Source organism: Pontimicrobium sp. MEBiC06410, from assembly GCF_053601615.1.
Map to the genome: position 1 here is coordinate 61,442 of NZ_JBSHNT010000152.1, position 22,640 is coordinate 84,081.

The 22,640-nt window shown below is 30.8% G+C and carries 22 protein-coding genes; 15 read left to right on the forward strand and 7 right to left on the reverse strand.

Features of this window, described 5'->3' with window-relative positions; translation table 11 throughout:
• Positions 1-137: 137 nt before the first annotated feature.
• The 10 genes from ACVC08_RS09880 to ACVC08_RS09925 all read left to right on the forward strand — a co-directional run bounded on the left by ACVC08_RS09880 (position 138) and on the right by ACVC08_RS09925 (position 9,078).
• Positions 138-692 (forward strand): PASTA domain-containing protein, encoded by a 555-nt coding sequence (locus tag ACVC08_RS09880; RefSeq protein ID WP_452597443.1) that lies wholly within the window; start codon positions 138-140, stop codon positions 690-692.
• 32 nt (positions 693-724) lie between these two features.
• Complete coding sequence (locus ACVC08_RS09885) at positions 725-1,759, forward strand: RluA family pseudouridine synthase (protein WP_452601916.1); 1,035 nt, start codon at positions 725-727, stop codon at positions 1,757-1,759.
• A gap of 175 nt (positions 1,760-1,934) precedes the next feature.
• Positions 1,935-2,588: a VOC family protein gene (locus ACVC08_RS09890; RefSeq protein ID WP_452601917.1), complete on the forward strand. Its 654-nt coding sequence runs from the start codon at positions 1,935-1,937 to the stop codon at positions 2,586-2,588.
• A 142-nt stretch (positions 2,589-2,730) separates the two neighbouring features.
• Positions 2,731-3,489, forward strand: a complete 759-nt coding sequence (yaaA, locus tag ACVC08_RS09895; RefSeq protein WP_452601918.1) for a peroxide stress protein YaaA — start codon at positions 2,731-2,733, stop codon at positions 3,487-3,489.
• Positions 3,490-3,641: 152 nt separating this feature from the next.
• Complete coding sequence (locus ACVC08_RS09900) at positions 3,642-4,364, forward strand: hypothetical protein (RefSeq protein ID WP_452601919.1); 723 nt, start codon at positions 3,642-3,644, stop codon at positions 4,362-4,364.
• Positions 4,365-4,397: 33 nt separating this feature from the next.
• Complete coding sequence (locus ACVC08_RS09905) at positions 4,398-5,069, forward strand: uracil-DNA glycosylase family protein (RefSeq protein WP_452601920.1); 672 nt, start codon at positions 4,398-4,400, stop codon at positions 5,067-5,069.
• A 20-nt stretch (positions 5,070-5,089) separates the two neighbouring features.
• Positions 5,090-5,557, forward strand: a complete 468-nt coding sequence (locus tag ACVC08_RS09910) for an RDD family protein (protein ID WP_452601921.1) — start codon at positions 5,090-5,092, stop codon at positions 5,555-5,557.
• A gap of 78 nt (positions 5,558-5,635) precedes the next feature.
• The gene (locus ACVC08_RS09915; protein ID WP_452600039.1) at positions 5,636-6,208 is read left to right on the forward strand and encodes a hypothetical protein; all 573 of its coding nucleotides are present in this window, start codon (positions 5,636-5,638) and stop codon (positions 6,206-6,208) included.
• Between the two features lie 59 nt (positions 6,209-6,267).
• Positions 6,268-8,679 (forward strand): leucine-rich repeat domain-containing protein, encoded by a 2,412-nt coding sequence (locus ACVC08_RS09920; RefSeq protein WP_452601922.1) that lies wholly within the window; start codon positions 6,268-6,270, stop codon positions 8,677-8,679.
• Positions 8,680-8,700: 21 nt separating this feature from the next.
• Positions 8,701-9,078 (forward strand): glyoxalase superfamily protein, encoded by a 378-nt coding sequence (locus ACVC08_RS09925; protein WP_452599992.1) that lies wholly within the window; start codon positions 8,701-8,703, stop codon positions 9,076-9,078.
• A gap of 138 nt (positions 9,079-9,216) precedes the next feature.
• Here ACVC08_RS09925 and lysA read toward each other — a convergent pair whose 3' ends face one another.
• The gene (gene lysA / locus ACVC08_RS09930; protein ID WP_452601923.1) at positions 9,217-10,449 is read right to left on the reverse strand and encodes a diaminopimelate decarboxylase; all 1,233 of its coding nucleotides are present in this window, start codon (positions 10,447-10,449) and stop codon (positions 9,217-9,219) included.
• Between the two features lie 192 nt (positions 10,450-10,641).
• Here lysA and sucC point away from each other — a divergent pair, with 192 nt between their 5' ends.
• From sucC to ACVC08_RS09950, 4 genes are all read left to right on the forward strand, one after another.
• Positions 10,642-11,835, forward strand: coding sequence for an ADP-forming succinate--CoA ligase subunit beta (sucC, locus tag ACVC08_RS09935; RefSeq protein WP_452599990.1), 1,194 nt, complete (start codon positions 10,642-10,644; stop codon positions 11,833-11,835).
• Positions 11,836-12,029: 194 nt separating this feature from the next.
• Positions 12,030-12,401 carry a BlaI/MecI/CopY family transcriptional regulator gene (locus ACVC08_RS09940; protein ID WP_452601924.1) on the forward strand — a complete coding sequence of 124 codons (372 nt, stop codon included), beginning with the start codon at positions 12,030-12,032 and terminating at the stop codon, positions 12,399-12,401.
• Entirely contained in the window at positions 12,398-14,095 is a 1,698-nt protein-coding gene (locus ACVC08_RS09945; RefSeq protein ID WP_452601925.1) for a M56 family metallopeptidase, read from the forward strand. Before ACVC08_RS09940 ends, ACVC08_RS09945 begins: the two co-directional genes overlap by 4 nt.
• Positions 14,096-14,427: 332 nt before the next feature.
• Positions 14,428-14,766, forward strand: a complete 339-nt coding sequence (locus ACVC08_RS09950) for a hypothetical protein (protein WP_452599987.1) — start codon at positions 14,428-14,430, stop codon at positions 14,764-14,766.
• 234 nt (positions 14,767-15,000) lie between these two features.
• On the opposite strand, the gene ACVC08_RS09955 is transcribed toward ACVC08_RS09950, so the two are convergent.
• From ACVC08_RS09955 to ACVC08_RS09965, 3 genes are all read right to left on the reverse strand, one after another.
• Entirely contained in the window at positions 15,001-15,642 is a 642-nt protein-coding gene (locus ACVC08_RS09955) for a hypothetical protein (RefSeq protein WP_452601926.1), read from the reverse strand.
• Between the two features lie 109 nt (positions 15,643-15,751).
• On the reverse strand, positions 15,752-16,741 hold the full coding sequence (locus ACVC08_RS09960) for a phytanoyl-CoA dioxygenase (RefSeq protein ID WP_452601927.1): 990 nt from the start codon (positions 16,739-16,741) through the stop codon (positions 15,752-15,754).
• Between the two features lie 192 nt (positions 16,742-16,933).
• Entirely contained in the window at positions 16,934-17,197 is a 264-nt protein-coding gene (locus ACVC08_RS09965) for a DUF1456 family protein (RefSeq protein ID WP_452599984.1), read from the reverse strand.
• Between the two features lie 187 nt (positions 17,198-17,384).
• Here ACVC08_RS09965 and ACVC08_RS09970 point away from each other — a divergent pair, with 187 nt between their 5' ends.
• Positions 17,385-17,783: a TerB family tellurite resistance protein gene (locus ACVC08_RS09970; RefSeq protein ID WP_452599983.1), complete on the forward strand. Its 399-nt coding sequence runs from the start codon at positions 17,385-17,387 to the stop codon at positions 17,781-17,783.
• Positions 17,784-17,882: 99 nt separating this feature from the next.
• Here ACVC08_RS09970 and uvrB read toward each other — a convergent pair whose 3' ends face one another.
• The 3 genes from uvrB to ACVC08_RS09985 all read right to left on the reverse strand — a co-directional run.
• On the reverse strand, positions 17,883-19,886 hold the full coding sequence (gene uvrB / locus ACVC08_RS09975) for an excinuclease ABC subunit UvrB (RefSeq protein ID WP_452601928.1): 2,004 nt from the start codon (positions 19,884-19,886) through the stop codon (positions 17,883-17,885).
• A 125-nt stretch (positions 19,887-20,011) separates the two neighbouring features.
• Positions 20,012-22,279, reverse strand: coding sequence for a choice-of-anchor L domain-containing protein (locus tag ACVC08_RS09980; protein WP_452599981.1), 2,268 nt, complete (start codon positions 22,277-22,279; stop codon positions 20,012-20,014).
• 136 nt (positions 22,280-22,415) lie between these two features.
• On the reverse strand, positions 22,416-22,640 hold a 225-nt coding region (locus tag ACVC08_RS09985), incomplete at its 5' end, for a T9SS type B sorting domain-containing protein (RefSeq protein WP_452601929.1).

Genomic DNA, 22,640 nt, shown 5'->3' on the forward strand with positions numbered 1-22,640 from the left:
AACTTCTGTAAATAAAATCTAATACACAATATCTATTCGTATAATTAGTTTAGCTAAAATATCATTTATTTATACTAAAAGAAAAACCTTTTTGTTTTTATATATTTGCCTTGCAAACATTAACTCCAATTTGTTGAATGAGTATTATTAAATTTCTTACCAGTAAAGTTTTTTTTAAACAAATAGCACTAGCATTAGTTGCTATTGTTGTATTATGTTTTATCATTCTAAAATGGTTAAATGTAACAACCAATCATGGCGATTTTGAAACCGTACCAAACTTAAAAGGAAAATCCATAGAAGTCGTTAAAGTGGAGTTAGAAGATAACAATCTAGTTATGGAAATACAAGACTCGGCTAATTACAACCCTAATTACCCTAAATTTTCTGTAATAGACCAAGACCCTATTGCAGGTAAAGAAGTTAAAGAGAACCGTAAAATATACATTACATTAAACCCTTCTGGTTATAGAAAAATAAAAGTGCCTTATTTAGTAGGAAGAACGTACAGACAAGCCAAACCTACATTAGAGTCGTTAGGCTTTAAAATAGGTAAAAAAACGTATGTAGATTATTTAGGGGAAGATGAAGTTGTAAAAATGACTTACAAAGGAAAAGCAATTAAAAGAGGAGATGAGTTGCCAAAAACGGCAACAATAGATGTTGTATTGGGGAACGGAAATCGTTCGTAACTAAATAACAACAGTAATATAGCAGACTTTATATGGACGATTATACGCCAAAACAGCAAAATGAAGATGGACTTTACGAGCATTATGCTTTTGAAGTAGATAAAGGACAAACACCATTGCGTATAGATAAATACTTAATGAATTTTATAGAAAATGCCACTAGAAATAAAGTGCAGGCAGCTGCAAAAGAGGGCAATATCTATGTAAATGGAGCAATAGTAAAATCTAATTATAAGGTTAAACCTTTAGATAAAATAAAAGTACTTTTCGAGCATCCACCTTTCGAGAACTTATTGGTTGGAGAAAATATGCCTCTAGATATTGTTTACGAAGACGATGTGCTGTTAGTAGTAAACAAACCCGCAGGAATTGTAGTGCATCCAGGACATGGAAACTATTCTGGAACCCTAATAAATGGTTTAATATACCACTTCGATAACTTACCAAAAAACTCTAGCGATAGACCAGGACTAGTACATAGAATAGATAAAGACACAAGTGGACTGTTAGTTGTTGCAAAAACAGAACAAGCCATGGCACATTTATCTAAACAGTTTAAAGATAAAACTAGTGAGCGAGAATATGTAGCCATTGTATGGGGGAATGTAGAAGAAGATGAAGGAACAATAGAAGGAAATATAGGTCGCCACCCTAAAAACAGATTACAAAATACAGTTTACTTTGGTGATGAAGCCGATAAAGGAAAACCAGCAGTAACACATTACAAGGTATTAGAACGCCTTACCTATGTAACCTTAGTGTCCTGTAAATTAGAAACCGGACGTACGCACCAAATACGTGTACACATGAAGCATATAGGTCACACCCTTTTTAACGACGAACGTTATGGAGGAGAACGCATATTAAAAGGGACAACGTTTACAAAATACAAGCAATTTGTAGAAAACTGTTTTAAAGCACTACCAAGACAAGCGCTACATGCAAAAACATTAGGATTTGAACATCCTGTTACAGGAAAATTTATGAGTTTTAACACGCCAATTCCAGACGATATGCAAGATTGTATAGAAAAATGGAAAGGCTATTCAAAACATATGGAACATTAAAAAAATTATTTCTATTTCCTTTTTTTTTTAAATAACTATCTAAAAAAAAGCATCAGATTAATTTATTGAAAATAAAAATAATATAATTATTATTTATTTTTATATAAAGCATAACTGTTTCAATATATAGTTTACATCTTATTTATGCATTAATTTTACTTCAAATCACAAGGATATGATTATAGAAGAAATTACATTGTTTACCTCTAACATAGAGAAACAGAGGCAATTTTATAAAACAAAACTTGGATTTGAAATTGTAAAAGACACACCCAGTAAAATAGCCTTTAAGGTAGGAGCTAGTATTTTAGCTTTTCAATATAAAAAAGAAACAAAACCATCTCATTTAGCATTTAATATTCCTTACAATGCTATATATGATGCTTTAAGGTGGCTAAGAGACAGAACAGAAGTAATACACTATAAAAATGAACCAGTAACAGACTTTATAAAATGGAAAGCAAAAGCAGTTTATTTTTATGATGCAGACCATAACATTATAGAATTTATAGCTAGAGAGCGAATAGATATAGAAAGCGATATTGTATTTACGCCAAGAATAATAATAGGAATAAGTGAAATAGCAATAGCAACAACATCTATTGAAACAATATATAATACAATTAATGCTATAAAACCAATTTCAATATTCGATGGAAGTTTCGACAGGTTTTGCGCATTAGGAAATGATCAAGGACTATTTATAATAATAGATAAAACCAAAAAGAAATGGTATCCAACAATGGACAAAGCATACACAGCAGACTTTATAATAAAAGGCGACTATAACTTTGCTTTTGTAAATGGAGAAATAAAAGAAATATCGTAATTTAGAAACTTGAAAAATTAGTTTTAGTCAATTACTTTGGCAAGTGCACGAGACATTTGTAAAGTGAAAAAAATATTAGAGTTTAGAGGGAAACCTTAGAGTATTAAATCTCGATTATCGAGTAAAGCAATAAAAGAAACAAATGAAACTAGTAATATCACCAGCTAAGTCACTTAATTTTGAAAGTGAATTACCAATACATAAAGCAACAGAAGCCCAATTTTTAAAACAATCAGAGCGTTTAAATAAACTATTAAAAAAGAAATCGGCCAAAAGCCTATCTAAACTAATGCATATAAGCGATGCATTAGGGCAGTTAAATTACGAACGTAGCCAATCCTGGGAGTTGCCCTTTTCAACAGACAATGCAAGACAAGCAGTTTATGCATTTAATGGAGATGTATACAGAGGCTTGGATGCCTATACCATTCCTGAAGAAAATATAGAGACATTACAAAATACAGTACGCATACTATCTGGGTTATATGGCATATTAAAACCATTAGATTTAATACAAGCCTACCGTTTAGAAATGGGAACAAAGTTTCCTGTAGGGAAAAATAAAAACCTGTACGAATTTTGGAAAAAAGAAATAACAAAAGCATTAAATGAAGAGTTGGAAGAGGGCGAGTTATTTTTAAACCTAGCAAGTGTAGAATATTTTAAAGCAATAGATACAAAAGCATTAAAAGTTCCAGTAATTACAGCAAACTTTAAGCAGTTTAAAAATGGCGAGTATAAAAATATTGCCATTTTTGCCAAACATGCAAGAGGCTTAATGGCACGTTATATAGTAGACACTAAAGCAAAAACTTTAGACGATATTAAAGGCTTTAATTACGATAATTATGGCCTAAGCGATGAGTTATCTACAGAGACAGAATTAGTATTTACAAGATAAATACCTTATAAAATAGAACCAAGCCTTAATTACGTTTTATATAACCTAATTAAGGCTAGATTAAAGCATTTTGTTTAGATTTGAAGATAACCCATTACAACACGACTATATAAAAAACAACAGTGTGTAATGTTTACTAACTAAATAACATTATGTATTACTACCTTATCCTTATACTTCAAGGCTTTTGTATTTATCATGCTATAAAAAATAGAAACAATTACTATTGGATTTTCCTTATTTTATTTTTACCAGCAATAGGAGCAGTTATATACTTAGTAACCCAAGTATATAATAAAAATGATGCAAATAAAATACAAGAAGAAATAACATCAATACTAATACCCACAAAAAAAGTAAAGGACTTAGAAAAACAACTAGCATTTTCTGAAACCTACCAAAACAGAGTGAATCTAGCAGATGCTTACTTAGAAATGAAAGATTACAATAATGCTATAACCCATTATGAATTTGCATTAAAAGATAAAAGCCAAAAAGGGCTATATGTTATAAAACAGCTAGTAAGAGCATATTATGGATTAAAAGACTATAAAAAAGTCATTAAATACGCAGAGCAAATAAAAGGAGAAACAGAATTTGAAAACTCTAAAGCGCAATTTATATATGGGTTGGCATTAGAAGAAGAAGGCGCTACAGAAATAGCAGAAACGACATTAAAAAAAATAGACTTACGCTATTCTAATTACCAAGAGCGATTAATATTAGCAAAGTTTTTAGTAAAACACAATAAACAAGAAGAAGCAAAATCTATTTTAAACGAAATTCTAATAGAATCTCAAAACATGACTAAACCTAATAGAAAACGCTATAGAGAGACCATACAAGACGTTCAAAAATTAATACAAACACTTTAATAATTTAGAATTATTTAAAAAAGGAACCTAAATATGTTTTTACACAAACACCCATATTCTCCTTTTATAAAACACGATACTAAAAAATTAATAGTAGGAACCTTACCACCACCACGCTTTTCTACAGGAAACTTACTCGAAAAAGATGTAGACTTTTGCTACGGAAGCAATTATAACAGTTTATGGTTGTATATAGAAAAAATACATAATTTAAATTTACGATACGACAACTCTCAAGAAGCAATAAACCAACGTAAACAATTTTTAATAAAGCATAAAATAGGAGTCTGCGATATTGTAGAAAGCTGCGAACGTGATAAAATTGATGCTTCCGATTTAGGAATGCAGAATATTATACTAAGAAACCTCTTAGGGTACTTAAAACAATACCCAACAATAGAAACCCTATTGTTTATAGGCGGAAATAGTAAAAATGGGCCAGAATATTTTTTCAGAAAACATATAAAAAAACACAACTTAAAGTTACAATTAGTATCAAACGAAATACCAAGAATTCACCAATTTAAAATACAGGATTTTAAAGATTCTAAAGAAAGAATAATTAAAACGGTATCATTAACATCGTCATCGGGAGCAGCAAATAGAGCTATAGGCAGTATGCCATTGTACAAACAATTAAAAGCGAAAAACTCCAAATTTAATACGTTCGATTTTAGGGTTATGCAGTACAAAGAATACATATAAAAATAAGTTATAATATAAAAATGATAGGAGAAAACACAGAATCCCCTTTTGAAAAATTTACAGAAAACAAATTAAAGATTGCTAAAAATAGATATAGAATATTAGCCTTTTTTATAGACCTATTTATATTTTGGTTAATTGGGGTTATTATGGCTATATTTTGGGGAGAATATACAGAAGAAGATTTAAGCTTTCATTTAAAAGGCATTCCAGCTTTAGTATTATTTCTTTCTGGTTTCTTGCTTTGGCCTGTAAGTGAAGGACTATTTGGTCAAACCATAGGGAAACGGTTTTTAGATTTAAAAGTAGTCTCAGACACTTATAAACCTATAGGAATAGGGCAAGCTTTTGGGCGTTTCTTTTTTGGTTTTATAGATTATATTTTTGCATTAGGGTTAATTATTGCAATAATAGATAAGAAAAATAGAAGAATAGGAGATATGGTATCAAAAACTTTAGTAGTTATACATAAGTACAAGCAAAGTTAAAATTTAACAGTCTCAGGATTTTTACAAAAAATCAATATACTACCTTTGAGAATAAACAATTTAATTAAAAAGAAAACAATGAAACAATACATTTTAAGTATCGCTCTTTTAGTTTCAATAACAGTAATAGCACAAACAGAAGAAACCCCATTACCATATTACGAAATACCAGAAAACTCAGAAACCTACACCGCAGGAACAGTAGCCGCAAGACAAGTTGATGGATTAGGCTTCCGTTTTTATTGGGCTACAGAAGGCTTAACAGAAAAAGATTTAGCATATAAGCCAGGAGAAGATGTACGTACAACAGAAGAAACAATAAAACATATTTACGATTTATCTGTAATAGTAGTTAACTCTACATTAAATAAAGCCAATAAAAGAGAAGAAAAAGAAAAACTATCTTTTAAAGACATGCGAGACCAAACACTAAGAAACCTGAAACAAGCAGCAGATATTTTAAGAACTAGTGAAGACCTCTCTAAATTCAAAATTATTTTTGGAACCAATGAAATTCCGTTTTGGAATAACATTAACGGGCCCATAGCAGACGCAATATGGCATTCTGGACAAATAGCATCCTTTAGGCGAACTACTGGAAACCCTATAAATGCTAAGGTTAATCATTTTTCAGGAACCGTAAAAGACTAATTTTTTATATTAGAGTAGTTGTGAAACCACTGTATTACTTTCTTATACTTATAAGCTTTATGAGCTGTAAAGCTGATAACTCTATACTTAATGATACCATAAGTATAGAAAGATTAGAAAACATACCAAATTCACAATCAGTTAATTTTACATACAACAAAGGCGAATTATACGATAAAACAAAGATAAAAACAGACTCTATTTTTTTATTGCAAGGTAACTTTAATGGAAAACACACATTAGAGTTTATTAACTCGTATAAAATGTTTCCCAATGTATTACACTTAAAATTTAATTTAAACAATCATAATTTAATTACGTTTAACCCAATTCTAGAAGAAGCTTTAGTAGTAGAAAATGTTAAAAAACTAGACCTATTAAAATTTAAAAAATTAAAAGCAATAACAATACAAGGTTATAATTATAAAACACTTCAAGCGCTTATAAATAAAATAGCCCAATTGCCCAAATTGCAATTATTAACTATAAAATTAGAGCAGCACACGCGATTAAAATGGGATGAAGCAAAAAGCCTAGATGAACTGTATCAAATACCAGATAATTTTTGTGAATTAAATATAGAAACATTAAAATTTCATGGAAAATATGGACGTATACATACAAACCAATTTAGTCGTAAAATACCGTATTACGGAAGCATTAATTTACCAGAGTGTGTAAAATCGTTAAAAGCTTCAAAAATAGTATACGAACAAAACGAAGTCTTTAAAAAAGAACACCAAAAATCAAGGAAAAAGTATAATAACTTCAAGCCAAATTTCGAGCAATTTATATTACATAAAAACTACAATAAGCTAAACAATAAGAAAAAACTAGAAATTATTAATAGTGATGGCTACTATTTAAGCGAGAAAAGAACATTAAAAATATTCGATACAGTCGCTACATTATACCTAAATAAAAGAGTAGGCGAAGCCGTTGACCAACACAGTAACTTTATAAAAAAACTATTACAAGTACAAACAGCCGAAGAAATAACACTTAAAAATGCTTTTATAGATAGTATTCCAGAAGCAATAAAGCATAATAAAAACCTAAAAAAACTATCTATACTTAAAAGTTACCTAACATACGTACCAGAAAGTATAGGTAAAGTACCAGAATTAGAAATGCTAAAAATAGCAAAAACACCATCTGCTATTCACTTTAAAAAGAATATTAAAGGCTTTAATAAGTTGAAAAAGCTATTTTTAATAGATGTAAAACTGTCCAATGGATTTCCTAACTTATTAAAAAATAAAAGTTTGGAAGAACTAGTTTATATAGGTAAAAAAGATGTAGATACAATGCCTAATTTTATAGGGAATCAATCGCATTTAAAAACATTAGTTTGGCGTTATAGTAATATAAAAAAAGTCCCCGAAAAATTAAATAAAACAAGACCCAAGGTCGTTAATTTAGACAATAATAAGTTAGAAGAAATTGATGCAGTTTTAGATATGGCAAAAGCAGCAAGCTCTTTCTCTTACGATATTAATAATATTCCATACCAAAAAAGAACACAATACAACACACTAATTTACCCTAACGGGCAACTCGCAGAAACACCAGAGGAGAAAATAGAATTAGATACTCTGTTTAAAATAAGAAGCATTCCGTTTAATCCTAAAAAACGAAAAGATCAAGCAACAGTAATTAATAAAATATATAGGTTAAAAAAATACGTTAGTTTAGATAGGAAAGCTTTAAAAAAAGAAGGCGTATTTAAAGCTATTAAAAATAGAGGAACTTATAGAACGGTCTCTTTTAAAAACTCTAATAATTACGCAGAGAAGTACCGCGCATTTTCCAATAAAGACATTAATACTCTAGAATACTATCTAAACGTTATAGAAACGTACAATATAGACCCATTAAACTTTTTTAAAATAATACAATACGATACTAGAGCGGTAACCTACAAAAGCTATTTTCCAATAGAAGAATTTACAAATGTAGACACATTACAAAGCTACCATAACACCTACACAGGATATGAGTTTTTAGAACATAATATAAGTAAAGGCACTTTCGATTACGGGAAACTAAAGCATTTACGAAAAGCAGTTGCAAATGGACAAGAAGGTATAGAAAACGTTTCTAAAATAAAAGGACTACAATATTTAGAAATTAAAAATATAATGGAGGTAAAACAAATTCCAAACTGTTTTTGCGAACTTAAAACGCTGGACACCATATTTGTTTTAGATCCAGAAAGAAAAAAGTTCAACTATACTATTGAAGCAGAAGTAACCAGTTTTAATACTACATTAGAAAGTATTAGAGCAACTGAAGATAAAGAGCTTGAGCGCTATGCTATAGAAGAACATAAAAAAAGAGAAGCATTGTTAAAACAAATGAAAGCCTTTAAAGACCGTACACTATTGAATTACAAACATATAAAAATACCAGATTGTGTAAAAAAAATGCCACTTACATTTGCCACTTATTCTGGTATGGAAGAAAAATAAACGACATATAAAATAGAAAACATGAAACAAACACACCTCTTTCAAATCCATCCCATACTACCAGTAAAAGATGTTGTAGAAGCTTTGTCGTTTTATGTAAACAGACTAGGATTTAAAATTGCTTTTGCTAACGATTCTAAAAAACCAACCTATGCTGGAATACGTCGAGACCATATAGAAATACATTTACAATGGCACGATGCTAAAGAGTGGCAGGCAGGTTTTAATACACCTATGCTTCGTATAGTAACCCAAAATATAGACGTTTTATATGAAGAGTATAAAGATAAAAACGTCTACCATGAAAACACAAAAGTACGAGATACAGATTGGGGAACCAGAGAATTTGCATTTTACGATTTGTATAGTAATGGCCTTACTTTTTATCAAGAACTATAAGTAAAAAAACGATTTTAAACTAAGTTTAAAATCGTCTTCTTTATAAAAACCACTTGCAAAGACACGTTTTTAATGTGCGTAAGGGGTTCGTTTATTTTTGGTCAATGCAAGTGATAAACAAGATAAGGTACAGTTAGTTTATATACTTGCTTCAAGAATTTTTGGCGTTAAATCTACTTCAATTTGGTTTTTTAAAATATCATCAAAGGTTTCTCGTTGTCTAATTAAATGTGCCTTGTTATTATGCCACAATACCTCTGCAGGACGATAACGAGAATTATAATTACTGGCCATAGAATAACAATAGGCGCCAGCATTTTTAAAAGCTAAAATATCTCCCTCGGTAATTTCTGGTATTCGTCTATTATTAGCAAAAGTATCTGTCTCGCAGATGTAGCCAACTACCGAGTAAAACCGTTCACGGCCATTAGGATTAGAAATATTTTCTATTTCATGCTGAGAACCATATAACATTGGGCGAATTAAATGATTAAAACCAGAATCTATTTGTGCAAAAACAGTTGAGGTTGTTTGTTTTACAACATTCACTTTTGCTAAAAACAGCCCAGCCTCACTAACCAAAAATTTACCAGGTTCGAAAGCTAGTGTTAATTGCTTTCCGTAATTTTTACAAAACGTATTAAAACGTTGAGTGAGTTTGGTGCCAAACTCTTCAATATTAGTTTCAATATCTCCTGTTTTGTATGGCACTTTAAAACCAGACCCAAAATCTATAAACTCTAAGTTTTCAAAATGCTTGGCAGTATCAAAAAGGATTTCACTAGCATATAAAAACACATCAATATCTAAAATATCACTACCCGTATGCATATGTATGCCATTAATAGTCATATTAGTATTTTCTACAATACGTAAAATATGTGGGATTTGATGAATAGAGATTCCAAATTTACTATCTATATGTCCTACCGAAATATTAGTATTTCCGCCGGCCATTACATGCGGGTTAATACGAATACAGACCGGTATATCTGGATTTCGAGTACCAAACTGTTCTAGTATAGACAGGTTATCAATGTTAACCTGTACACCTAATTTGGCAACAGTTTCTATTTCCTCTAAAGAGACGCCATTAGGCGTAAACATTATATGTTTAGCCGAAACACCAGCAGCTAGGCCTAATTGAACCTCCTGTATAGAAACGGTATCTAAACCCGCACCAAGTGAATGTATGTACTTTAAAACAGAAAGGTTAGATAGCGCTTTAACAGCATAATGTATTTTTACCTTTTTTACTTTACTAAAAGCAGCAGTTAAGCGTTTGTATTGCGCAGCTATAGTTTCTGTATTATAAACATAAAGAGGGCTCCCGTAGTCTTTTGCAATTTTTAGTAAATGATGCTGTTGCATAACTTTAATTTTTTTTCAAAGGTATTTTATTAGCCGCTTATAAAAATTTTTTAAACATATTATTACATATTTTAAACAAGTTGTTAATTATTTAACAATGTAAAATTCTATAACTAATTTTCATAATTAAATATTAGGGTAAGTAATTGTGATTATTTACTTTTGTCACTCTAAAATTTTACTTTTAATAAGATGAATTTACACGAATATCAAGGAAAAGAATTATTAAGCAGCTTTGGCGTACGTATTCAACGTGGTATTGTTGCACAAAATGCTGACGAAGCAGTAGAAGCAGCAAAAAAATTAACTGAAGATACTGGTACAGGTTGGCACGTTATAAAAGCACAAGTTCACGCTGGTGGTCGTGGAAAAGGTGGTGGAGTAAAACTAGCTAAAAATTTAGACGAAGTAAAGTCTATAGCTGGACAAATCATCGGGATGGATTTAGTAACACCTCAAACTTCTGCAGAAGGTAAACGTGTACACCAAGTATTAGTAGCAGAAGATGTATACTATCCAGGAGAAACTGAAACGAGTGAATTTTACATGTCTGTATTATTAAATCGTGCTAACGGACGTAACATGATTATGTATTCTACAGAAGGTGGAATGGATATTGAAACAGTTGCTGAAGAAACACCACATTTAATATTTACAGAAGAAATAGACCCAGCAACAGGAATTTTACCTTTCCAAGCTAGAAAAGTAGCCTTTAACTTAGGATTATCTGGTTTAGCTTTTAAAGAAATGACAAAGTTTGTAACGTCTTTATATAAAGCTTACGTAGAATCAGATTCTTCATTATTTGAAATTAACCCAGTTTTAAAAACAAGTGATAACAAAATAATGGCTGTAGATGCTAAAGTAACTATAGACGATAACGCATTATACAGACACAAAGATTTAGCTGAATTACGTGATTTACGTGAAGAAAGCCCAATTGAAGTAGAAGCAGGAGCTTTAGGCTTAAACTATGTAGACTTAGACGGAAACGTTGGGTGTATGGTTAACGGTGCTGGTTTAGCAATGGCAACTATGGATTTAATTAAGCAAGCTGGTGGAGAGCCAGCTAACTTTTTAGATGTTGGTGGTACTGCAGATGCAGCACGTGTAGAAGCGGCATTTAGAATTATATTAAAAGATCCAGCAGTAAAAGCAATCTTAATTAACATATTTGGTGGTATTGTACGTTGTGACCGTGTGGCACAAGGTGTAGTAGATGCATATAAAAATATGGGAGATGCAATTAAAGTGCCAATTATTGTACGTTTACAAGGGACTAACGCAGACATTGCTAAAGAATTAATAGACAGTTCTGGACTAGATGTTATGAGTGCTACAGAATTCCAAGAAGCAGCAGATAAAGTACAAGAAGTTTTAGCGTAAGCTAACTTACTTTACCATAATAGACAAGAGAGCAGTATTTTTATACTGCTCTTTTTTTGTGCTGAATTTTAATTTCGTTTACTTCTAAATAATTACATTCAACTTAGTTTTAAGTTTATTAACTTATAAATAAGTTGTATAACTTAAGATTAAGTTATATGTTTGTATTGCTGATTAATAAAACTCATAAAGTAATGGTAACACTAACTAAGGTAGAAGAGAAGATTATGAAGATTCTTTGGGATATAGAAAAAGGATTCATTAAAGATATAATTGAAGAATATCCTAATCCAAAGCCTCCTTATAATTCAGTCTCAACAATTGTGAGGGTATTGGTACAAAAAGAAATTATAGGCTATAAAGCGTATGGTAAGTCTCACCAATATTATCCATTAATTAGTAAAGAAGACTACAGTAAAGGGCAAATGAAGCGTTTAGTTACCGATTATTATAATAACTCGCTATCTCAAGTGGTTAGCTTTTTTACAGAAAGCAAACAGTTGAAAAAGAGCGAATTGGACGAAGCTATGCGTATGTTAGAAGCATTAAAAGACAAAAAAGAATGATAAAGTTTGCAATTTATTTACTAGAGTCTAGTGCTGTGCTTATTGCATTCTATTTACTGTATGAAGTCTTCTTAAAAAAAGAAACGTTCTTTAATTTTAATCGTTTTTACCTTCTAAGTGTGGTCTTGTTTTCATTGTTATTACCTTTTATGAGTTTCGATTTTAATAAAGGTAAAATAGCGGCAGTGGATAATTCTATTGAAGAGTTTAACGATTTTAGAATGTCTTATTACGAGGCTATGGAAACCTGGGAATCTCAGGCTTTTAATAATTCAACACCTGTGGAAGCACCAGTTGTTTCTAATAAAAAGGAAAATAGCCCTGTAGACTGGGAAACTATTGTAATAATGATTTTACTGGGAGTATATATTTTAGGTGTTTTAGTTTGTTTGTCTAAGTTATTATGGACGTTAAGCCGATTAAAACGGATGATTTCTATATACCCTAAAACTAAAATTAATGGTGTAATGGTGGTAAATATACCAGATCCGTCTGCTTCATTTTCGTTTTTTGGTTATGCTTTCATTTATAGAGAAAAAATGAAGACTGCCGAAATAAATCAAATTATCGCCCATGAGAAAGTACACATAGAACAACGCCATTCTATAGACTTAATTTTTGTACAACTTATTGCTACATTTCTGTGGTTTAACCCACTAATTTGGAAGCTTATTAAATCTTTAAAAACAACACATGAATATATAGTAGATCAAAAAATAATTAATACGGGTTATTCCTTAGTAGCGTACCAGACCTTACTTTTAAGAGAGTTAGTCAGCAACAACTCATACGGGTTGGTACACAATTTTAATTTATCATTTATAAAAAAAAGAATAATCATGATGACAAACAATAAATCTGGATTTAGTAGTAAAATAAAAATGGGGTTAACAGTAATATGTACAGTATTATTTAGTCTAATACTATTTCAATGTAATTCTGAAAAAACAGATAATATTCCTGAGGAGCTAAAAAAATTAATGGCCAATAATAATAAGAATATACCTAAAGAATTAAAAGAACAAATGAGAAGGCAAGCAGAACTTGTGTTTTCCATATCAAATAATATAATATCGGTAGATGGAAAAACTATTGATATTAAAGATATTGAACCTATTCTTACAGAAGCTGGTATGGGACGACATTTTACAGTAAGATTTAAAATAGATGGAAATCAGAACATGAGAAAGCTAAGTGAAGTACAAGCTGAGTTGAGAAGAATAGATAGAAGGAAAGTGTTATATAATGGAGAGACAGACTCTGGAAAACAAATGATTCAACCATTTATAGTGCCTCCAATGCATTGGGCTAAACCTTCTCATGACGATTCTATCCCCGTAAAACCAGATTTAAGTAATGCAACGCATAATGGAACAGTTGCTACACTTGATGGTATTGAATACCTTAAGGTAAATGTAAGCGAAGATAAAAATATTAGAGAAGCTGTTTATAATTTTGTAAAAAGTCATATAACAAGACAATCTACAGCCTATTTAATACGAGTAGAGTATAATGATGAAGATAATTTTAAAAATTATTTAACGAATTTAGCTGAAGTATTTCAAGGTTTTGAGACTGTATATAAAGTACGTGCTCAAGAATTATATGGTAAAGATCATCAGGATTTAAAAAAAGAGGAATATATTTTTATTGGAAGAGAAGCACCGAAATCGGTTTTTATTGCAGGAAAATAAATTATTAATATAAAAGTGAAGATTAATTATTAAAATCTTCGCTTTTATGCTCATAATTAATCGATGTTATTTTAGTAATTAGATTTTAGTTTACTAAAGAATATAACAATAAATCCGTTAAAAAAATAACATAAAACAGCCCTATTACATTAGCTTAAATAGCTTCACATTTAGTTTACTTTAAAGTAACGATTACATACAGTTTTGGTAAGAGTAGTGTAACACGCTACTCTTTTTTTGTGCCTAATTTTGTCATGTAAATAATTAGCAGCAAAACATAAAAATAATTACGCTAATTAATAATAAAAAGAAAAAGATAAAACACAAAAAAAATGAAAACAGTAAAAGTATTAATGTTTGTATTAGCCATTACATTTACAAATTTAAGTATGGCAAACACTAACCCAGCAGAGAAAGAAGGAACAACATCTATTAGCAAAGCAATAGGAGTGTTATTAAGCAAGCCAGGATTTGAAATTAAAAAAGATTTATTGGCAGAGGTAACCTTTATGCTTAATGCCGAAAATGAAATTGTAGTACTAACAGTAGATACAGAAAGTACACAATTAGAGAACTACATAAAAACGAGATTAAACTATAATGAGTTAGCAATTAAACTGAGTACTAATAAAAAGTATAAAGTAGCTGTAAGACTTATAGTAGAAAACTAGTACATACTTAAACACTCTGTAATGAGTGAAGTTTTAAAAGTAGATTTGGTTTTGTCTGTATAAGTAGTAGCGACGTTACATGTTTTGATAAGCAAAACAATTCGGTAAATTTATATAGACACCAAAAGAGCAACATTAACTGTTGCTCTTTTTTATTTGTTTTAATCTTGAGAGTGTTATTATATCTTTTTGTTTCCTTATTAATAAAAATACGATAGTCTTTTCTATAATCATTTATTCATAAATAGTAATACTCCCATTAACCATTTTTAAGTTTGGGCAAGTTCCACTTACAAGGCTAACTTCAACCTTTTTTCCGTAACCTACAAAAGTATTGCCTTGAATAAAAGGAAAAGCATTTGTTGTACCATCAATGGTAATTAAAGTATTGTCAATTTTCACATTTAAAACAGCATTATTACAACCAGTATTTTGCCCTATATTTAAAGTGAAAAAGAACTCTACATCTGCATCTAAAACAGTAGTAGATGTTTTGTTTCCTATAGAGCCAATGTTCCATTGTGCTGGGATGCCTTTTACATTTTTTTCTAAATCAAAAACCATCCATTTTCCACTAACAGGAAGCGTATCGTTATTATTATAATTAATTCTTGTTGTAGTATTACAACTCATAATAGCATTAGAACCTTCAGTTAATTTAACGGTACTCTTACCTTCACGATATACAAGAACCTCCTTATCTGGATTGTTAACAGATGTGCTGTTTACATTAAATAAGTAACTACCGTCTAAATTACCTACAATAATTTTTGCATTAGGAAAATTAGGGTTGGTTGTCCAGTTGCCTGTAATACTAACTTGAGAAAAAGAAAATAAAGTGCATAAAAAGAAAATGGAGCTAAGTATAGTTTTCATAATTTGTTTAGTTATTATTTATTAATATGTAGTTCTTATAGTACAAATATACTTAGTACATAGTGTCTTAAAATACCCAATAAAAGGTAAATACTAAAAGGGATTATAATTATTTTAAAACACATTTTAACTCTATTTCAGGCTCCATGTGGTAAGTAAATGTTATTTCTTTTTTATGAAAGGGCTGAGATAATTGCATTTCTAGAGGTAGTGTTAATGACGACTCGTTTCTATTTAACCAAATATCATTATAAACATGAACTTTAGTGTCTAACAGCATAAATAAATACTGTTCCATTCCTAAAGGTTCTAAATCTATTTTTATATCCTCTAATTGAGAAGGAATGTCCTCACCTATATGCGACTTTACTGCTTTGCGAGCATCAACAACATCACATAGTTTATGCTCAGTATAACTAGAGGTTTTTGTTGAATCTGTTAATAAACTTACATTAACAATAACATTTTCTGGAATAAGTGTAACATCTTCTCTAAATTGAGGTAACATGTTAAATAGAATAGGCACATAACATTCGCGATATAATAAGGCATCTAAAGTTTCGCTAAAAAGAATATGATATGTTTCTGCTTTAGGAACTTTAAATGTTACGGCATCTGCTAAGTAATATTCATTTACGTAATGGGTTAACTCTAAAGCTTCTATTAGTTTTTTAGCAGAATTCAATGAATTTTCGTTAATTTCTAATATTGAAAATTGTACTTCGTCTGTACCAAATAAAGGCGCTATTAAATTTACAAAAGGCGCATAAGGGCCGCAACCAGCATAGAATATGGTTATTAATTCGTTAGGATATTTAGCCTGTTTGTCTTTAATAGCAGAAACCATAGCCTTTAAAAATGCTACAGTTCGTTTATAATCTAGTAAACATTGCGCGGCATGATTAAGCCCTAAGGCTTTACCTTTAGCTGTAGATACAGCAGCTAGGTGTTCTATTTTAGAATCGAAACCAGAAACTTCGGTAGCGTCTTGAAAATGTTTATGAATTTCATTTAGTATACTTTCTGCCTTTGTAGAGCTTAGGTTTTTTTGAAGTAGGGATTTAACTAAAGCCTTAATGTTAATAGCAGTATCATTCATTGATTTAATTATTTTTTTTTGAGTAAAACCATACAGGCTACAGTGTAGCATATCGTTTTAATGTTATTTAACAAATTTAATTTGCAACAATATCTAATATTTTATAGAGATATCCTATACGTATATCTACGTGCTTTTACATTAATAAACTAAAATAGAAGAATAATTATAGCTTATAAAAAAAGAGTAACATTAATCGTTACTCTTTTTTTTAGGCTTTGGTTTATTTTGTTTTGGAGGCATTGGGCCACGTAAATGAATAATTAATCCGTTTAAAAAATTACGTAAAATTTGGTCGCCACATTCCATATATTTAGGGTGATCTTCTCGTCTAAAAAAAGCACCTAATTCGCTTTTAGAAATTCTAAAATCTACGAGTTCTAAAATCTTAACAATATCATCATCACGAAGTTGGTGTGCAACTCTCAGCTTTTTAAATATATCGTTGTTTGTCATGTTTATTTGTTTGTTATTCAGTGTTTTATTGTTGGTTTTGTTGAAATATAAAATCGGTTTTGTGTTAAAATGTCTTAAAAACACGATATAAAACAACCCATTTTTCGACAAGATACATCTTTATGCGATTATTATGTAGAGATTGTTTGTAATTTTACAACGTGCTAAAAACTAGGTTGTAAATATTATGAGTAGAGTTGAAAAACTAAGTTTGTTGTCGGAGATGATTGCCTTGTCAAAACATGATGTTGAAGAAAAACGAGCAGAATATAATTTTTTAAAAATAGTTGCTGAACAGTTAGAGGTGCCGTTAAAAGACTTTAATTATTTGGTAGAAAATCCTATAAATTATAAACACTTAAATGCACATAGCGAACGCATATTACAATTTCATAGGTTAGTTGTGTTAATGACTGTTGATAAGGAAAATACACAAAAACAATTAGTTAAACTCTATAATTTTGGTTTAAGAATGGGATTAAACCATGAGTCTATTACTAGAGTGTTGCATTTAATGGAAGAGTTTCCTGCACATATTGTGCCTACCGATTTGTTAATAGATATATTTAAAGTACAGTATAATTAACTAGTATTTTAGAGCTATAGAAGAAGTTACTAAGTATAGAATATATTTTACACTATAAATAAGCTTCGTGTTGAATGCTCTATAAAGCTTTTATACAAATTACACTTTTAATGCTTCTAATTTTTCTTGATAAGCCTTTATTTCATCACGTAATTGAGCAGCAATTATAAAATCTAGTGCTTTTGCAGCTTGCTCCATAAGTTTACGTGTTTCTCTAATTTTTTTCTCTAACTCTGGTTTTGTTAAATACTCACTTTCAGGTTCTGCAGCTTTTGCAGCCTCTAATTCATAACTATAAGTACTAACAGAGTTTTTAGAAAGCACACTGTCTAAACTTTTGTTTAGAGCCTTTGGTGTAATATTGTTAGCTGTATTGTATGCAATTTGCTTACTACGCCTATATTCGGTTTCATCTATAGTTTTTTGCATACTTTTAGTAATCTTATCAGCATACATAATAGCTTTACCATTCAAGTTTCTTGCAGCTCTACCAACAGTTTGTGTTAACGAGCGGGTAGACCTTAAAAAACCTTCTTTATCGGCATCTAATATAGCAACTAAGGACACTTCAGGTAAATCTAAACCTTCACGAAGCAAGTTTACACCCACTAAAACATCAAATAAACCTTTACGTAAATCCTGCATAATCTCAACACGTTCAAGCGTATCCACATCACTGTGTATATAACGAACCCGTATATTTATTCGCGTTAAGTATTTTGTTAATTCTTCGGCCATACGTTTGGTTAAAGTAGTAACTAAAGTACGTTCGTCTTTTTCTGTACGTTGTTGTATTTCTTCAATTAAATCATCTATTTGGTTTAAACTAGGGCGAACTTCTATAATAGGGTCTAATAAACCAGTAGGTCTTATAATCTGTTCAACATAAACCCCTCCCGTTTTTTGCAATTCGTAATCAGCAGGCGTTGCGCTAACATATATTACTTGGTTTTGAAGCATTTCGAACTCTTCAAACTTTAAAGGCCTGTTATCCATAGCAGCAGGTAACCTAAAACCATATTCCACTAAATTTTCTTTTCTACTTCTATCACCTCCATACATGGCATGAACTTGCGAAATGGTTACGTGACTCTCGTCTACCACCATTAAAAAATCGTCTGGAAAATAATCTAATAAACAGAATGGTCTCGTACCAGGAAGCCTCCCATCAAGATAACGAGAATAATTTTCAATACCAGAACAATAGCCTAATTCCCTAATCATTTCTAAATCGAATTCGGTGCGTTCCTTTAAGCGTTTAGCTTCTAAGTGTTTACCAATTTCTTTAAAATAATCATGTTGTGTAACTAAGTCGTCTTGAATACTTCGTATTGCATTTTGTAAAACATCTGGTGATGTTACAAACATGTTTGCAGGATAAATTGTTAAACGATCATATTTTTCTACAACTTCATTTGTTTGAATGTTAAAGGCTTCAATCTCTTCAATTTCATCACCAAAAAAGTGAATTCTAAAAGCATCATCTGCATAACTAGGAAAAACATCTACAGTATCACCTTTAATTCTAAAATTTCCATGCTTAAAGTCGGCTTCGGTACGAGAGTATAAACTTTGTACCAAATTATGCAGTAAATCTGTTCTGGAAATTTCTTGGTCTCGTGTTAGTGTAATTACATTTTTTTGAAATTCTACAGGATTTCCTATACCATATAAGCAAGATACAGAAGCAACAACAATAACATCTCTACGCCCAGAGAGTAGAGAAGAGGTCGTGCTTAAACGCATTTTTTCTATCTCTTCGTTTATAGATAAATCTTTTTCTATATAAGTTCCAGAAGTAGGAATGTAAGCCTCAGGTTGGTAATAATCATAATAAGAAACAAAGTATTCTACAGCATTATTAGGAAAAAACTGTTTAAATTCTGAGTATAATTGAGCTGCTAATGTTTTATTATGAGCTAATACTAACGTAGGGCGTTGTACAGCTTCAATAGTATTAGCCACCGTAAACGTTTTTCCCGAACCAGTTACACCCAATAGTGTTTGGTATTTTTCATTACTATTAATCCCTTCAACAAGTTGCTTTATAGCATTAGGTTGATCTCCCGTTGGACTAAATTCTGATTCAATTTTGAATTTCATTGACTATTATTATGGTCTTCTGTATATTAAATATGATTTTGTGTTATGAACAGAAGTAAGATAACACTTCTAAACTAAGTTTTACAAAATTAAGTAAAAAAGAACCTATTTCTAAAAATAGAAAGTTAACGAATTAAAGCGAAATGACCTCTGTATTGTTTACCATTGGCTTTAGTAAGAACAAACCAATAATCATCACTAGGGAGGAGCTTTCCATTAAGTGTTCCATTCCATCCTAAAACAGGGTTAATACTTCTAATTAATTTTCCGTATCTATTAAAAATATTAATTTTTAATCTAGAATTAAATTGAGAGCTTGTACCATAAGGCTTCCAAGTATCATGCACACCATCTCCATTTGGAGTGAAATATTGTGGGAATCCTAAAATAGAAAATGTAATTGAAGTGCTACCACAACCATTTCTATCTCTAACATATATGGTATGTACACCAGGAGCAAGGTTTTCAAAAATATTTTGGTCTTGATATGGTCCAAATTCATTATCTATGGAAAACTCATAATCTCCTACGCCAGAAACCGTAATCGTAGCGGTATTGTTAGCAGTAAGTTCTGTAAAATCTAAAGAATCTATAGTAGGAATGTTAGAAGCGTTTACTGTAATTGTTCTTGTGTTAGAACAACCATTAGGATGCGTTACTGTAACTTGATACGTTCCTATTGCATTAATATCTATAAAACTAGCGTTTATATTTAAATCATTAGAATTATAAAGCCATTGATAAGAATAACTTGAAGCAGCACCATCTATTACCCCAGCAGATAAAGTTAATGTTTGTGGAAATGTATTTAAACAATACAAAACAGAAGCATCGGGTTCTAAATCTGGGCTTGGTAATACATTAAGAGTTAGAGGACTAATAGCATAGCATTGATTAGTATCTGTGGTTACTTTTACATAAATAATTTCTGTATTTGGGGTGCTATTAGTGTAGTTTCCATCAATACTGTTAGTCTCTGAAAAAGCATCATCTAGGTTAGTGAAAAAGCTAATGTTTGCATTATTAGGAACTAAAGGGATTATACTATTACGAATAGTATCTAAAAAGAAACGCCCAATACCATCTATATCCCCATCGTCGCAAACATTAACAGGATCTAATGTTAACGTATTTGATGAAATATCTAAAGTTATTTCTGCAATAGCACTACAGTTTGTTGCTTGGCTTCTAACCGTAGCATATACAATTTCCATAGCACTAGTATTATTATAAGCATTAGGATCAGTAATTGCATTAATGTTTTGCTCTGCATTATTTAACGATGTATAAAAATCAAGAACAATTAAAGTATCATCATTATTTGTAATTGCTTCTGTAGTATTTAATAAATTATAAGTTGTTAAACCATCCATATCCGTATCGCAACCAATTAATGTGGTATTAGATACTATTGGGTTTTGGGCATACTCGATAATGATTTCTCCGTATGAAATACAACCATTATCTAATGTTACTTCTACATTATAAGTTCCAGCATCTGTAACTAAAAACATGGCATTAGTTTCTGTTGTTAACTCTACAGAATCTTTAAACCATTTATAACTATTCATCCCCGCTTGCGAGGCATCTAATGTTATAGTTTCATTTTCACAAGCAGCATTGTTGTTTGCTAATAATCTATCTGGGCCTAAATCTGTAGTGAGTTCAAAACTACCAGCTTCTAAAAACACAGCAGAGTCGAAACGAAAATTTTGTTCGTCTGCAATAACTAACTTAACATGATATTGCTGATTTGGTATAATGGTAGCAGTTGCTGTAAGCACTTTAGTTTGACCGTTGAAGTTTATTGGAGAAACATCGCCATTAAAACTCTCAAAATAGATTTCGTTTTCTGCCTCACATCCATTTGGGATTTCAGGATGTACAGTCGTTACTTTTACAGGTGTATTAGTACCTGGAACTAAAGCTATATTTTCGTAATCTGTATTACCAATAGGACGAATGAGAAAACCAAATAAATCTGAAAATTGACAAGTGTTTGGGTCTCCTTCTTGATATTCTTCTGAAGCAAACAAATACCTGAAACTAATTTGACTAGCAATAGAAGTAAAATCGAATTCTAAAATGGTGGCATTTGTTGTGTTTGTTTCTTGAAGTGCTAATTCTAAATCAGCATCGCCTATCCAATTAGGAGCATCATCATCACTTAAACTAGTATTAGGACCTTGTACATTGGTTAATCTACCTGTACTTAAAACAATACCATTTTGAAAAGGAAAATTGGTGCCTGTAGCATCAAAAAAGCCATAACTTTGGTCTGTTCCATTAAAATTTCCTCCAACGGTATTTGTAACCTGTACATTTGTAATACAGTTACTATCTATTAAAATATCTTCAATAAGTTGTTGAGGTGTATACGTCTGACTATCCACAGAAATATTCTGAGAATAACCTATAGAAAAAAAGAATACTAAAAAAAAGAAAACTGAACCCCTCATTAATTGCAATTAGTCTGCAAAGATAATTAAGGATTCAGTATTTTTTATAGAAAAAGTGTTAAAGTCGGTTTTATCGTTTCAGCGCAAAATGGGCCTTAAAAGTTTTCACTTCATTAGTGCTCGGTTCTCTGTATTGTACAGTAAACCAATAGGTGCTATTAGGCATTGGGTTGCCATTATAGGTACCATTCCATCCACTTCCAGAAGGGCTTAGTTGTTTTAATAGCTTGCCATAACGGTCAAAGATATAAATAATAGCATCTGCTTGTCCAGCTAAGCCATAGATGTTCCACGT

Bases quoted from the DNA above. Each gene is read 5' to 3' on its own strand.
- ACVC08_RS09890 (WP_452601917.1), top strand. From the start codon at position 1,935: ATGATTATAGAAGAAATTACATTGTTTACCTCTAACATAGAGAAACAG.
- ACVC08_RS09965 (WP_452599984.1), bottom strand. From the start codon at position 17,197: ATGACAAACAACGATATATTTAAAAAGCTGAGAGTTGCACACCAACTT.
- uvrB (WP_452601928.1), bottom strand. From the start codon at position 19,886: ATGAAATTCAAAATTGAATCAGAATTTAGTCCAACGGGAGATCAACCT.
- ACVC08_RS09970 (WP_452599983.1), top strand. From the start codon at position 17,385: ATGAGTAGAGTTGAAAAACTAAGTTTGTTGTCGGAGATGATTGCCTTG.
- lysA (WP_452601923.1), bottom strand. From the start codon at position 10,449: ATGCAACAGCATCATTTACTAAAAATTGCAAAAGACTACGGGAGCCCT.
- ACVC08_RS09915 (WP_452600039.1), top strand. From the start codon at position 5,636: ATGAAACAATACATTTTAAGTATCGCTCTTTTAGTTTCAATAACAGTA.
- ACVC08_RS09945 (WP_452601925.1), top strand. From the start codon at position 12,398: ATGATAAAGTTTGCAATTTATTTACTAGAGTCTAGTGCTGTGCTTATT.
- ACVC08_RS09960 (WP_452601927.1), bottom strand. From the start codon at position 16,741: ATGAATGATACTGCTATTAACATTAAGGCTTTAGTTAAATCCCTACTT.
- ACVC08_RS09940 (WP_452601924.1), top strand. From the start codon at position 12,030: ATGGTAACACTAACTAAGGTAGAAGAGAAGATTATGAAGATTCTTTGG.
- ACVC08_RS09905 (WP_452601920.1), top strand. From the start codon at position 4,398: ATGTTTTTACACAAACACCCATATTCTCCTTTTATAAAACACGATACT.
- ACVC08_RS09900 (WP_452601919.1), top strand. From the start codon at position 3,642: ATGTATTACTACCTTATCCTTATACTTCAAGGCTTTTGTATTTATCAT.
- ACVC08_RS09885 (WP_452601916.1), top strand. From the start codon at position 725: ATGGACGATTATACGCCAAAACAGCAAAATGAAGATGGACTTTACGAG.
- ACVC08_RS09925 (WP_452599992.1), top strand. From the start codon at position 8,701: ATGAAACAAACACACCTCTTTCAAATCCATCCCATACTACCAGTAAAA.
- ACVC08_RS09955 (WP_452601926.1), bottom strand. From the start codon at position 15,642: ATGAAAACTATACTTAGCTCCATTTTCTTTTTATGCACTTTATTTTCT.
- ACVC08_RS09950 (WP_452599987.1), top strand. From the start codon at position 14,428: ATGAAAACAGTAAAAGTATTAATGTTTGTATTAGCCATTACATTTACA.
- ACVC08_RS09910 (WP_452601921.1), top strand. From the start codon at position 5,090: ATGATAGGAGAAAACACAGAATCCCCTTTTGAAAAATTTACAGAAAAC.
- ACVC08_RS09920 (WP_452601922.1), top strand. From the start codon at position 6,268: ATGAGCTGTAAAGCTGATAACTCTATACTTAATGATACCATAAGTATA.
- ACVC08_RS09880 (WP_452597443.1), top strand. From the start codon at position 138: ATGAGTATTATTAAATTTCTTACCAGTAAAGTTTTTTTTAAACAAATA.
- yaaA (WP_452601918.1), top strand. From the start codon at position 2,731: ATGAAACTAGTAATATCACCAGCTAAGTCACTTAATTTTGAAAGTGAA.
- sucC (WP_452599990.1), top strand. From the start codon at position 10,642: ATGAATTTACACGAATATCAAGGAAAAGAATTATTAAGCAGCTTTGGC.